The sequence below is a fragment of the Shewanella sp. DC2-4 genome (assembly GCF_013248875.1).
Lineage (GTDB): Bacteria > Pseudomonadota > Gammaproteobacteria > Enterobacterales > Shewanellaceae > Shewanella > Shewanella oncorhynchi.
Genome location: NZ_JABRVR010000002.1, coordinates 2,804,797 through 2,817,499 on the forward strand (window position 1 = coordinate 2,804,797; position 12,703 = coordinate 2,817,499).

A 12,703-nucleotide genomic window follows, 5' to 3' on the forward strand; every position below is an offset into this window, starting at 1 on the left:
ACAAATAAAATGAGAACACCTATGACTAGCCATACTCTAGATCAATTCAATAGCAATAACGAAAAACTCAGCCCTTGGCCGTGGCAAGTCAACGATGCCGCGCTGAGCTTTGATATCGACTCATTAGGCAAAAAACTCAAAGATTTAAGCCAAGCCTGCTACTTAGTGAATCACAGCGAAAAAGGCTTAGGCATAGCGCAAACGGCCGAAGTCACCACAAGCGACAGCCAAGCGCCACTGGGCTCACACCCCGTCAGCGCCTTTGCGCCCGCCCTTGGCACCCAAAGTTTAGGCGACAGTAATTTTCGCCGCGTACACGGGGTTAAATACGCTTACTACGCTGGCGCTATGGCCAACGGTATTGCCTCGGAAGAACTGGTTATCGCGCTGGGCCAAGCGGGCATTTTGTGTTCGTTTGGCGCGGCGGGGTTAATCCCATCCCGCGTTGAAGCGGCCATTACTCGCATTCAAGCGGCGCTACCCAATGGTCCTTACGCCTTTAATTTAATTCACAGCCCAAGTGAGCCCGCATTAGAGCGCGGCAGTGTTGAGTTATTCTTAAAACATAAAGTGCGCACGGTCGAAGCCTCGGCATTTTTAGGTTTAACGCCGCAAATCGTTTATTACCGCGCAGCAGGTTTGAGCCGCGACGAACATGGCGAAATAGTCATTGGCAACAAAGTCATCGCAAAAATCAGCCGCACCGAAGTCGCGACTAAGTTTATGGAGCCAGCGCCGGCCAAAATCCTCCAGCAATTAGTGAGTGACGGCCTTATCAGCCAAGACCAAATGGTGATGGCGCAACTCGTGCCCATGGCGGATGACATCACGGCCGAAGCCGACTCAGGCGGCCATACCGACAATCGTCCATTAGTCACGCTATTACCGACGATTTTGGCGCTCAAAGATGAAATCCAAGCTAAGTATCAATACAAGACGCCCATCCGTGTGGGCGCTGGCGGTGGCGTCGGTACTCCCGATGCTGCATTAGCCACCTTCAACATGGGCGCGGCCTTTATCGTCACAGGTTCAATCAACCAAGCCTGCGTCGAAGCGGGCGCGAGTGAACACACACGTAAGTTGCTCGCCACCACAGAAATGGCCGATGTGACTATGGCGCCTGCCGCCGATATGTTCGAAATGGGCGTGAAATTACAAGTGGTTAAGCGCGGCACTCTGTTCCCGATGCGCGCCAATAAGCTGTATGAGATCTACACCCGTTACGATTCGATTGATGCCATCCCTGTGGACGAGCGTAAAAAGCTCGAAGAGCAAGTGTTCCGCTCATCACTCGATGATATTTGGGCGGGCACTGTCGCCCACTTTAACGAGCGCGATCCTAAGCAAATCGAGCGTGCATTGGATAACCCCAAACGTAAGATGGCGCTGATTTTCCGCTGGTATTTGGGTCTTTCGAGCCGCTGGTCAAACACAGGTGAAGTCGGCCGCGAAATGGATTACCAAATTTGGGCAGGCCCAGCGCTCGGCGCATTTAATGCGTGGGCGAAAGGCAGTTATTTAGATGACTATAAGGCCCGTAATGCGGTGGATTTAGCCAAACATTTAATGGTGGGCGCGGCGTATCAATCCCGCATTAACTTGCTGTTATCCCAAGGCGCGAGCATTCCGGTTAGCCTGCAACGCTGGAAACCATTAAATCGTTTTTAAACGTATTTAGCTCCTATCATCTTGTATTATAAGATCATAATATCTTCAAGCCGACACAAACTCACAGTGTCGGCTTTTATTTATCTTTACTTATGAACGACATCAGCTCACAGTCTTTGATTCAACGTATTAGGCTGAAACTCTTACCGAAGCTTAGGTAAAAATTGCCTACCCCTCTTTTAATTCACTCACACCATTTTAAATAAAATGATTTAAATTATATTTAAAATCAATTAACTACTTAAAATTTTTTAAAGTTGGCATTAAGATCGCAATCAAGTAAGAGCCATTAGCCGTTACCTTACAAGTGACACAAACGGTCATGCGAAGGATTAATACAAGGGCAGGAGGTTATTATGCTAGGTTGGACATTAGTATTTCTAGTTGTTGCCGTGATTGCCGGGTTGTTAGGATTTGCTGGGATTGCTGGCGCAGCGGCGGGAATAGCGAAAATCATTTTCTTCATATTTATTGTGTTATTAGTGATTTCTCTGCTGATCAATGCCCTTAAGGGCAAATCACCGCGACTATAATTTTTTTTAGAAAAGGAGATAGATATGAAACCATTTACCCTGATGACAAGTGCAGCATTCGCATTATTACTCGCCCTAGGTTTAACGGCCTGTAGTGATAACAAAGCCGAAGACGCGGGCGAAAAAATCGATGAAGTAATGACTGATACAGGTAATGCCATCGAAGATGCCTGTGAAGAAGTCAAAGAAGGTGTTAAAGCTAAAGATACTAAGTGCTAAACAAACCTCACTTTAGGGTGGCAATAGACTCGTCTACTGCCACCCTTTTGGTTTAGACTCGCTCATTTCTGCATCTCTCATCTCGACATCTATCCATTCAAGTGCAACGATTTTAACCAAGAACAATGGCATTGGAGGACTTGCATGCTAACGAAGATCCACATCAAATATTTGTACACTGCAGGTGCAGTATTGTTAGCCTATTTTGCAGTAACAGACACTTCTCCCCTGCTCACTTTCATTTGTGCATGGACAAGTCTGTCACTGTTTTTAGTCGGTTCAGCCTATTGGTTTAATCTCGCCAGTATTTTTAGAAAACGCCAAGATGGCACTATTCCTTGGTATATTCGTTGGGGTTTTATTCCCTTTTTATTAGGCAGTCGACTCTATAACCACTGGGCCAGAAAATACGATTCAGTACCACCCATGCAGAGGATTGATGAACATCTGTATCTCGGCTGTAGACTCTTTTCCGCAGATCTGGAAACGATTAAAGCCAATAAGATCACTGCCATTCTGGATGTCACCGCTGAATTTGATGGCTTAGATTGGTCGCAATTTGAAGATCATATCGAGTATTTAAATATTCCCATCCTCGACCATAGCGTACCGACCAGTGCCCAACTCAATCAAGCCGTTAACTGGCTGCACCGCCAAGTGCGCGCCAATAAACAGGTACTCATCCACTGTGCAATGGGTCGTGGCCGCTCAGTGCTGGTACTCGCCGCTTATTTGGTTTGTAAAGATAAACAACAGCACTTCGCCGAAGTACTGCAACAGATAAAGCAAATCCGCAAAACCGCTGGCTTAAACAAATGGCAATTACGCGCGCTCGATCGCATGCTTAGTCAAGGGAAAATTAACATCCACAAAGTGGCGTGGATTATCGCCAACCCAGTTTCTGGTGGCGGGAAATGGCAAGAATACAGCGAGCAAATCCAAGATGAACTCAAAGCCTATTTTGACCTGACTTTAAAACTCACAACAGCAGACGAAACCGCAAATGTCTTCGCCGAGCAAGCCCGTAATGCAGGCGCTGATATCATTATCGCCTGTGGTGGCGATGGTACTGTGACTGAAGTGGCCTCTCAAATCGTTGATACGGATATCGTCTTAGGCATCATTCCTCTTGGCACAACTAATGCCCTCAGCCATGCCCTCTTTGGTTTAGGCAGTAAGCTTATTCCTATCTCTCAGGCGCTGGATAATATTATTCAAGGGCATTGCCAAGCCATTGATACCGCGCGTTGTAATGAGGAGTTAGTGTTGTTGCTTGTAGGCATAGGGTTTGAGCAACAAATGATTGAATCCGCAAACCGTGAGCGTAAAAATGCTCTCGGCCAGTTTGCCTACCTCGATGGCTTATGGCGCGCAGTGAATGCCGATATCACTTTAACCATCCAACTCAGCTTAGATGATGCAAAACCCACAACATTAACGACCCATAGCCTAATCGTTGCCAATGCCGCACCGTTTACCAGCGTGTTGGCGCAGGGCGATGGCGAACCAAACATGACCGACGGTTTGCTCGACATTACTTGGTTGGATGCTGGCGATGAACCCAAAGAGCAGTTGCTTAGCCTCGCTGAATTAGCGATTGCGGGATGGGTAAAAGAAGGCAATAAGAGTGTGCGAGATCAACAAGCGAGTGCAAGTAAAGTCCATCATGCCCATGCTAAAAAGGTCACTATCAGCAGCCAGCCTAAGTGTAAATATGTGATTGATGGTGAAGTATTTGAGCCAGCGGATCTCACTATTGAAGTCCAGCCAGCATCTCTTAAAGTGTTTGTTCCTTATCAGGAAACCACAGAGCAAGATGAGTGATCGTTGTGGAGGACATCCAGCCTAACTTTTTAGGCTGGATGACTGAGAATTTATAGAACGAACAAAAAATATAAAATATTCAACAAAATAAATATAACCAGCAGAACCAGTACCCGCATGAAATTAAATTCACTACCTTTGGGAAGTGATTTTTGAGTGGTGTTACTAAAATCCTGAAATTTACAGTCTATTGCCTGCGCACATTGCTGTAGAACTTGTTGTAATTCCTTTCTATCAGTACTGTCACCCAATATCAATTGAGCACCGTTGGGCTGATGCAATTCTAAATAAGCCAGATAATGTTGGACAGTATCTTCCGCTTGGCGATTGCGGCTGATCTGATGCCAGCGGGTGATTTGCAGCTGATAAAGTTGCACTGCTTTGATGTCCGAAAAAGCATAGGAACGCCACCGCCACAATCCCATATACCTCCCATTGAATAAACCTTTACCGAGCCACAATTGCTGTTGCTCGGCATCTAACCAACACTGTTGCTGAACAAACGCAGTCGGTAACACGGGTAACAATAGAAACAGTGTTACCCAGCCGAGAACGAGCTGTAGTATCGGATCGGGTTGTAAATAGGTTGCTCTGGCGCAGAGTAAACCAAGCAGTAATAACCCAGCAGCAAACAGCCATAATAGAGGTCGGTACTGAGTACTCAGAGTTTGAATATAAAATGCATTTTTAGAAGGTTGATTGAGTTTCACTGAACTTGTTCCTTGTTCCAAAATTATCTCACCATTCAATATTGACCTGTGCCAGTCACAATAAGAGGCATTGATAGTTTGCACAATCAACACCTAACTCATTTCTAGACGCTTTCGAGTTAAACCAAAGACTCACATCAACGTAAATAAACAGTTGCGATATAACTCATACTGCAAATATAAGCTGCAACTTTGCAGTTGCAGCTAAGGTGTTATTGACCCGCAGCAGTATCCTCACCGGTCCAGAGTCGCATAATACGATAAGGCGGTTTGGCTGTTTCGGCTTTTCCATTAAAGGCTTTTGCTTTATGCAATTGGTTCACTGAAATATATAACCAGCCTGTTTCACCAAATTGCACACTATCAGGAAAATCCAGTAGTGGAGAACTGACCGCTGTTGTTAGTGTGCCTTTGTTATCTAGCATGGAAATGGCATTGTGGTTCAAATTGGTAAAGTAATGATTACCTTGTTTGGACGTTGCAGCGCCATCTGATACAGGCTTGGCTCCGACTAATTTTACCGTGGCGATAATTTTATCATTATTGCCTGTTTGTAAAGCTGCAGTCGATAACTGATACCAGTGAGTACCATTCATTGCACCATAATAGAGTGTACTTCCATCGGCAGATAAACTGATTGGATTGACCGCTACACTAGCGACTTTGCCATTAAACAATGTTGTTTTGTTATCTATGTTCATTACTGCATCCGCTTCGGCCTGCAGCGAGCTATGACCTGAAAAACGTATTGTATGGCCATCGTCGATACGCACCGCTAAGAGGCCAGGGTTGGCGATATCGGCTAAATAAATCCAGCCTTTTTGAGAGTCGACAACCAGATCCTGCATAAAGCTGCCTTTAGGCGCGAGAGCTTGTGGTAGGACGATTTGTTTATATAGACTGCCGTCCTTAATGTTGAATCCCCAAATCCTTGTCTGGCCTAATTCTAACCCCATATCTGCGGTCCAGAGGTGTCCAGCCTTGTCCTGAGCAATACCTAATAAGGTATCAAATTGAGCAGTATTGGCTGTCGATGTTTTTTGCAAATCCATTGAAGGCCAAGCTTTATAAGCGTTGGTCTCACGATTAACTTCAATCAATTGCAAACCTGATGGTGTATCAAATGGATGTACTGTGGCAAAAATCCGACCTTGTGCAGTGACGCTGACATTGCCAGGTCGTATTGGCAATTCAGCGACTGTTTCAAGACTTCCTACTGCTGGGGTGGCGTTCACAAAACTACTGGCTGTCAAAGAAAGCCATAATGCTGTTGTTAATAAATGTTTCATATTCTATCTCCGCTTTTTCTGTTTAAGGGCTGTAGAATAGGAGTTATTATTTACAAAAAAAAGAGTATAAAGTTTAGCTCTGTTTCAATATTAATTTGATAATTAATGTTTATTCAGCAGTCGTTTCACCGGTCTCGACTTGCTGCTCGTACTTGCTGAGCTTGTTGTAGAGGGTTTTAACGCTGATCCCCAGTTGTTCGGCGGTATCCGTTTTATTACCTTGAGTGGTTTCTAGTGCTTGATAAATAGCGATTCTCTCTAAATCATCTAAGCGCATGCCTTGGGGGATAACAACTTGCTCACCACCACATAAACCCACTTCATTCGTCTGAGGTAGCTGTAAATGGCTGGGTAAAATATCCTGATCGGCCAGAATATAGGCTCGCTCAATTGCATGTTTTAATTCGCGCACATTACCAGACCAAGGGTACTTAGCAATCATCTGAATACAGTCTTCAGCTAAGCTCTTATTCTGCTTTTCGGCCACGTTACGATAGGCAAGAAAATGCTGCGCAAGCCCAATAATATCTTCGCCACGTTCCCGTAAGGGCGGAACGCGAATGGGAAACTGAGCCAAACGAAAGTACAAATCTTCTCGAAATAGCCCTGCCTCTATCGCCACTATGGGATCACGGTTAGTCGCTGCCACAATACGTACGTTTGCACGTTGCACTTTGTCACCACCCACAGGACGATACTCGCTATTTTCCAACACTCTGAGTAACTTCACTTGATGATCAATCGGCATTTCGGTGACTTCATCGAGAAACAAGGTCCCGCCTTCAGCCTGTTCAAATACGCCTTTGTGATCGCGATTCGCCCCCGTAAATGCGCCTTTGACATGACCAAACAGCTCACTGTCGACCAATTCAGGGCTTAATGCACCACAGTTAATTGCAATAAAAGGCTCGTTTACCCTAGGGCTGGCAAGATGTATGGTATTAGCAACCAGTTCTTTCCCGACCCCACTTTCCCCAATAATCAGCACATTACTGCCTGTCGCAGAGACGCGACGAATTGTGCGATATAGCTTGTGCATAGGAGCAGATGAACCAACAAGCAAACCGTACTGGTCTAGCTCGCTAGCAAAAGGATGCAGTCGATTAGGCGATGATGCTAAATACTGTGCAAAATCAGCAAAAATTTCGCTGATTAGCGGCATATCGTAAGGTTTGCGAAAGTGGTAACCCGCAAAATGAGACATTAACTGATCAAGATTGGGGTTTGGCTGACCGTCGGAGAGAAAAATAAACTCAATATTTGACATGGCCGCATTATCTAGCAGCACAAGGTAATCTTCACGACTAAGACTGGATAACTCAATAATGGCAACATCGACGTGATTTGCCCCTAGCTGCTCTATCCAAGGCAAGTCATCGACACTGCGTAGCTTATTAAAGTCTGCAGCGCCAGCAAGTTCGATGATTGCTTGCTCGGCGCCAACATCCTGCAAGTGATAAAAAAGTGTCAGTCGAGCCATGCGTATCTACTCCCTGTATGAAAAACTACTGTATGTCAGCCATGAAATTTTAACAACAGCAACGGTAATAGTTGCCGATGTTCTAAGATGATATCTCGATGAACTGAGAATATCAGTCTAAAAATCAGCCTGTTAAAATATCATTAAAAACGAGAACAGAATATGCATGGTAGCTGAACGAAACAAAATCAGTTTACCCAAGCAGTTAAACAATCTATGTCGAACACTGGCATTAGGAGGCCCATAATGAAGTCTAATGTTGTGCAACATCAGACTGATATCCGCGCCGATATCATGTTGATCGATGAAATCATCAAGCTGAATCAGGAAGGACTCACATTTTACAACCAAGCGAGGAGGTATGTCGAAGACTATAATCTTAAGCGTGTTTTTTCCGCCAAAGCTAACATCCACCAACGAATGTTAACTCGGTTTGAACAGCTGAGACGTTTGGCTGACGAGCCAATTAATGGCCTAAGTCACACCGTGCCCGTCACTTATACTCAAGCAACAGAATTGTTGCAACAGTGCCAAATTTCGCAGGCTATGACCGCCCTTGTCGACATAGAACAGCAAGTGCTAATCCAAATAAAACAAGCAGTAAGGCAAGCGCATCAGCCACAACTTGCAAACCAACTTGCAGAAGGCGCCGCTTGGCTGCAAATGAGTTACGACGGTACGGGATCGCTCAATCACCATTAATTCCCTGTCGCTAAGTGAGCCATATTTAACCGACTCCCCTCCACTTTTATTACAGACATAATACCGCACTGATGAGTGCGGTTTTTTATGCTCGAATGATGGCTCAGCATGCCAGAAAAAATTACATTTTGTCGGTAAAAAAGACCGACCTAAAGGAAAATGCCAAGGTATAAAAACGCCAGATAAAACAATTTAAACATTAAAAATCATTACCTTAAAAACATTGGCACGATTGGCGCATTATCTAGCTTCGAGAAAACAACGGAGGATATGATTATGAAAACTACAACAGCATCAGTACTAGTGGCTTTACTTGTCGGTTCAATCAGTTTAAATGTGGCTGCCGCCCAAGATTGGAAAGGCGGAACCAAGGATGCGTGGATCGATGGTAAAGCAGAAACCACTTTACTGCTCAACACGAATCTCAATTCCTTCGACATCATTACAGATGTCAAAGATGGTAAAGTGACGTTAACAGGTAAAGTGGAAAGCAGTGTGGATAAAGCCCTCGCCACAGAGCTCATCAAGAGCTTAGATGGGGTGAAAGATGTCGATAACCAACTCACTGTGATGAATGAAAAAGAAGGCACCAGTGAAGTTGTTGCCACCTTAACTGACTCTAAAGTTGCCACAGTCATCAAAACGCGTTTACTGTTTTCAACTGACGTATCCGGCACCCAAATTAATGTGGATGTTGCCAATGGCATAGTGACATTGAAAGGTGAAGTTGCCAGCGATGCCGAACGTCAACTAGCACTGAAAATTGCCGAAAATACCGACGATGTGAAAAAGGTCGTTGATAAAATTAAAGTGGTTAAAAAAGTGTCTTAACTCTCGCGACAACGGCATTTTTTAAATTAAACGTATTTTAAGTAACAGCACGCCGATCTAGACTAAAGGTTCGATAGTGCTTTATGAAAAAAGAATCAAAAAAACCAGCCTCAGCTGGTTTTTTTTATGTCCATTTTCAGACTCAATCGAAAAGACTTACTCGCTTAAATTAAGAGGGGTGAATTAAGATGACTCGAATGATCATAAAGGAGAAGAGTTACAGAAAACTGAGCTAAAACACAGGCGTTATTCAAGCTTCAAAGCCAAACTAAGCTTCAAAGCCAAACTGGAATGCATAAAAATGTTGGCCATTCTCAATATTGATGGTCATAGTGCCAGTTAACCCCTGCAACTCCCCCGCCCCAGAATGGGGTATCACTTCTAAGATCAGACGATTTTGTCCATCGGTCATAATGCCAAAATGTTGTAATACAAAACTGCCCTGCTTACCGCACAAATTACCAACCACTTGTTCAATGGCCACATAGCCAGCAGAGCCCTTGACTGACGTCATAGCACTGAGCATTTCCCCCTTGCTGCGCCCCTCAAGCTCGCCATAAAAGGTTTTATCTAAGCCCATACGCCCTAGGGTCACACCACCAATGCCAGTAGCATAGGGGCTATCAGGAGTGAGCTTAACATCAAATTTCCCAGTGATTTTGCTAACTTGCATGACACTCTCCTTGTCGAAATCTTATGCTGATCGATTACCAGCTAACGCTTGCTACTGAAGCAAACATCACCCACAGACCGAAAAACAACTTAGCATAAGCCTGCGCAGATCCATAATGGCATTTACACGTTACTTATGTATGCTGGTCTCACTCACTATCATCTCTATGGTTTTGACTATTTCAGGGCTTTCAGACATGGGTTGGTCAGACGCTCTATCACGATAAGTCACAGCAATTTTAAATGGGGCTTCAAAAGGATAAACAGGTTCAATACTATCCACCTCGATTCGATCGCCAAGCATGACACTGCCTAAGTGTTTCAAGCTATTGTGCTTAAAATCCAGATTAAACAATCCAAGATACCAAAATACGCCTGAACCTTGAGTCGTCACAATAAAGGGCGCCACAAAGGGCATAGTTTGCATTTTAGGATCATCTTGAATCGGTGCGTCACTTTGGGTGTCCGGCTCTAGAGCGGGATCGAAATTTAACGGTGTAATGCGTAAGTAATCAAGTAATGCTCGACCTTTTACCTCACCATCTTGGTAGTCGCCCATAGCAAACTCTGTTTGTTTGATCTTAATAAAATGAGTCAATGCAACGGACTTGCCGCCCTCAGGCAGCGTTATTTCAACAGGATTGGCGGTATTTAAGCTAAAGAGTTTAAGCATCACTTCCGATGCATTCGCCACAGGCTTTACCTCAAAAGGTGTCACAGTTTCGATCTCATTCGCCTGAGCCTGAGTTTTTTCATGCGCCATGGCTTCATCGTATTGCATGACCTTACCATCTTCCATCACCATATAAATATCATCATTGGTCATGTTGAAACGGTAAATACCCGCAGCAAGTAAGGCTAATACCACTAAGGTTGCCGCTATGGTTAATTTTACAAACGTACTCATCTTCTCTCCCCAATCGCGCTCGTTATGCGCTACTTTTCTAACACCGATAAACTTCAAATCAATGTCGGAGCAGTATTACAGATACTGAGTTAAAGCGAAGTGGGTAAAGTGTAAAAAATGCCGCTATTTTGAATTTTGTCAGGCTAAGTTCAGCAACATGCCTTTTACTCGACCAATATGATGGGCCGAGTAAATACTCAGCCCAATACATCACTACTTTTCGTTTTTCCACAAGGCTGGGGTTTGGCTTGGTTGCCAATTGCTTTGGGAGAAATGCGCTTGCACTAAGGAATAGATTTTATCTTGATAGGACACAAACTCAGGTAGTTGATAATTATGCTGATCCTGCCAAGCAGGGGCATAGTTATCTAGCGTATCAAAACGATACCCTTGACGTTGAGCTTCTTCAACAAAACGCTTAATTTTAGGCAAGTTGATGGTTGCACCTTGTCCGCGGTGAGCATTCTCAAACAGGAAGTCGTGGGTCAAGATCACCACTTTACCGTCGTGCAAACCATCGCTGCAATCTAAGTTCTGCGTGCGACTGTTAAGAGGGTTCATTGTGGTGCCCGCACAGGTGTTGATCACTTGATTGACTTTTGCCACCAGCTCAACCCCATCGGTCATGGATTCAGCAGGAAAGGCAACGCCCCAATCCTCAGGTCCCCAGTCTAGATCCCAGCCAAATATTTTATAGTCACTCTCGGCGAGCATGTTTTGAATTTGCACCGCAACTTGCGAACTGTTGGTCGAGGTTTCTGCGGTACAAGCAAAAGCAGGATCCCAAGGCGGCACAGTATCGGATGTCGCACACAAGCCGTCGCCTTTGAGTTTACTGGTCACTCGCCAACCATTGGTGTAAGGCAAACGTGCCAACTTAGTCATCTTGTTATTGGGATAACTGGCGGCATTAGGAATAAGTTCAACCACTTTGGCCGTGTTCGTCACAAAATAGGTGAAATCGGTGGCCGCATCTTGATAGGATTTTACAGGCCAGAGTCCAACTTGATTACAATATGCCGCCCCAGATTGCACGCCATCAGTGCAGTTATGCAGCATATGATCGTAACTGTGGTTTGCCAGAATATGACCATCATCTAGCAAGCGTTGTAGGGCGACAGCCGCTAACGCCTCGTTTTCATCCCCTTCGCCATACATATGAAACGCATTAATAAAGAACGTCGCCTTAATATTGGCATCCTTTAACGCATCTAACAGCCCTAAGGTCGCGTCAATTGGACCATCATCAAAGGTAAGGTAAATGGTTTTATCGCTGGCGTAGGCCGCACTTAAGCCAGTACTCAAGCTCGCAACACAAAGCCCAACTACAACGGCTATCGATTTCAGTTTCATGATTTCATCCTATAAATAATGTTTAAAGATGAATAAGTTAGTTCTCTTTACGCACTGGTTAATTCATAACCTGTAGACAGCGAGTTCACTCATCCGTTTAGCTTATCTATAGTGAGTAATCCCGCCGGCATTAGTTATACCATCCTAGCAACAAGCCATACTTTTCTACGCTAAGTCGATAAATCCTGCCTTTGCACCAGTTATACCAATCACATTAAATATCAAATCAGTTCAGAGCCTCACAGGCATTTCAATCCAAGGCGCATTGACGCAGAAATGGTCATTCCCTTTTAAGTCAATGCAACACCGGAGTGGGATGCCTGTGTGGCTACCAAAGGGCGGGTTTCAACGCGCTTTATACTGCGTTTAAGGCTTTCGACAGAGCACCACTATGCCTTCAAGCCTTCGCCTTGTCTAAAGCGCGTTGAATTCCCGCTGAATGAACAGATATTTAATACGATTGGTATTAACTATCCCCCTTACCCAAGGCTTCAAAGACAATAGAAAAATACCAA

General features: G+C 44.6%; 13 protein-coding genes. 7 read left to right on the forward strand and 6 right to left on the reverse strand.

The features are described from left to right. Nucleotides 1-21 precede the first annotated feature (21 nt). The 4 genes from pfaD (at nucleotide 22) to HQQ92_RS13080 (ending at nucleotide 4,244) form a co-directional block, all read left to right on the forward strand. On the forward strand, nucleotides 22-1,668 hold the full coding sequence (gene pfaD / locus HQQ92_RS13065; RefSeq protein WP_173245892.1) for an eicosapentaenoate synthase subunit PfaD: 1,647 nt from the start codon (nucleotides 22-24) through the stop codon (nucleotides 1,666-1,668). Nucleotides 1,669-2,024: 356 nt separating this feature from the next. Then, the gene (locus HQQ92_RS13070) at nucleotides 2,025-2,201 is read left to right on the forward strand and encodes a DUF1328 family protein (protein ID WP_028760636.1); all 177 of its coding nucleotides are present in this window, start codon (nucleotides 2,025-2,027) and stop codon (nucleotides 2,199-2,201) included. Between the two features lie 24 nt (nucleotides 2,202-2,225). After that, entirely contained in the window at nucleotides 2,226-2,420 is a 195-nt protein-coding gene (locus tag HQQ92_RS13075) for a hypothetical protein (RefSeq protein WP_028760637.1), read from the forward strand. A gap of 144 nt (nucleotides 2,421-2,564) precedes the next feature. Beyond that, nucleotides 2,565-4,244, forward strand: coding sequence for a diacylglycerol kinase family protein (locus tag HQQ92_RS13080; protein ID WP_173245895.1), 1,680 nt, complete (start codon nucleotides 2,565-2,567; stop codon nucleotides 4,242-4,244). A 50-nt stretch (nucleotides 4,245-4,294) separates the two neighbouring features. Here HQQ92_RS13080 and HQQ92_RS13085 read toward each other — a convergent pair whose 3' ends face one another. The 3 genes from HQQ92_RS13085 to HQQ92_RS13095 form a co-directional block, all read right to left on the reverse strand. Beyond that, nucleotides 4,295-4,954: a hypothetical protein gene (locus HQQ92_RS13085; protein WP_173245898.1), complete on the reverse strand. Its 660-nt coding sequence runs from the start codon at nucleotides 4,952-4,954 to the stop codon at nucleotides 4,295-4,297. Between the two features lie 212 nt (nucleotides 4,955-5,166). Continuing rightward, nucleotides 5,167-6,243 (reverse strand): L-dopachrome tautomerase-related protein, encoded by a 1,077-nt coding sequence (locus HQQ92_RS13090; RefSeq protein ID WP_173245901.1) that lies wholly within the window; start codon nucleotides 6,241-6,243, stop codon nucleotides 5,167-5,169. A 109-nt stretch (nucleotides 6,244-6,352) separates the two neighbouring features. Further along, nucleotides 6,353-7,723 (reverse strand): sigma-54-dependent Fis family transcriptional regulator, encoded by a 1,371-nt coding sequence (locus HQQ92_RS13095; protein ID WP_028760641.1) that lies wholly within the window; start codon nucleotides 7,721-7,723, stop codon nucleotides 6,353-6,355. A 246-nt stretch (nucleotides 7,724-7,969) separates the two neighbouring features. On the opposite strand from HQQ92_RS13095, the gene HQQ92_RS13100 reads away from it, so the two are divergent. Both HQQ92_RS13100 and HQQ92_RS13105 read left to right on the forward strand, forming a co-directional pair. Continuing rightward, a complete protein-coding gene (locus HQQ92_RS13100; RefSeq protein ID WP_028760642.1) occupies nucleotides 7,970-8,425 on the forward strand; it encodes a hypothetical protein in 456 nt (151 codons plus the stop codon). Nucleotides 8,426-8,701: 276 nt separating this feature from the next. Further along, entirely contained in the window at nucleotides 8,702-9,256 is a 555-nt protein-coding gene (locus HQQ92_RS13105) for a BON domain-containing protein (RefSeq protein WP_105249747.1), read from the forward strand. A gap of 268 nt (nucleotides 9,257-9,524) precedes the next feature. Here HQQ92_RS13105 and HQQ92_RS13110 read toward each other — a convergent pair whose 3' ends face one another. From HQQ92_RS13110 to HQQ92_RS13120, 3 genes are all read right to left on the reverse strand, one after another. Further along, the gene (locus tag HQQ92_RS13110; RefSeq protein WP_113941065.1) at nucleotides 9,525-9,929 is read right to left on the reverse strand and encodes a DUF3224 domain-containing protein; all 405 of its coding nucleotides are present in this window, start codon (nucleotides 9,927-9,929) and stop codon (nucleotides 9,525-9,527) included. A gap of 129 nt (nucleotides 9,930-10,058) precedes the next feature. Beyond that, nucleotides 10,059-10,835 (reverse strand): hypothetical protein, encoded by a 777-nt coding sequence (locus HQQ92_RS13115; protein WP_173245904.1) that lies wholly within the window; start codon nucleotides 10,833-10,835, stop codon nucleotides 10,059-10,061. A 213-nt stretch (nucleotides 10,836-11,048) separates the two neighbouring features. Beyond that, nucleotides 11,049-12,188, reverse strand: a complete 1,140-nt coding sequence (locus tag HQQ92_RS13120) for a polysaccharide deacetylase family protein (RefSeq protein ID WP_173245907.1) — start codon at nucleotides 12,186-12,188, stop codon at nucleotides 11,049-11,051. Between the two features lie 324 nt (nucleotides 12,189-12,512). Between HQQ92_RS13120 and HQQ92_RS23945 the strand changes: the two genes are divergently transcribed. Continuing rightward, nucleotides 12,513-12,692: a hypothetical protein gene (locus HQQ92_RS23945; protein WP_309247079.1), complete on the forward strand. Its 180-nt coding sequence runs from the start codon at nucleotides 12,513-12,515 to the stop codon at nucleotides 12,690-12,692. The last annotated feature ends 11 nt before the right edge of the window (nucleotides 12,693-12,703 follow it).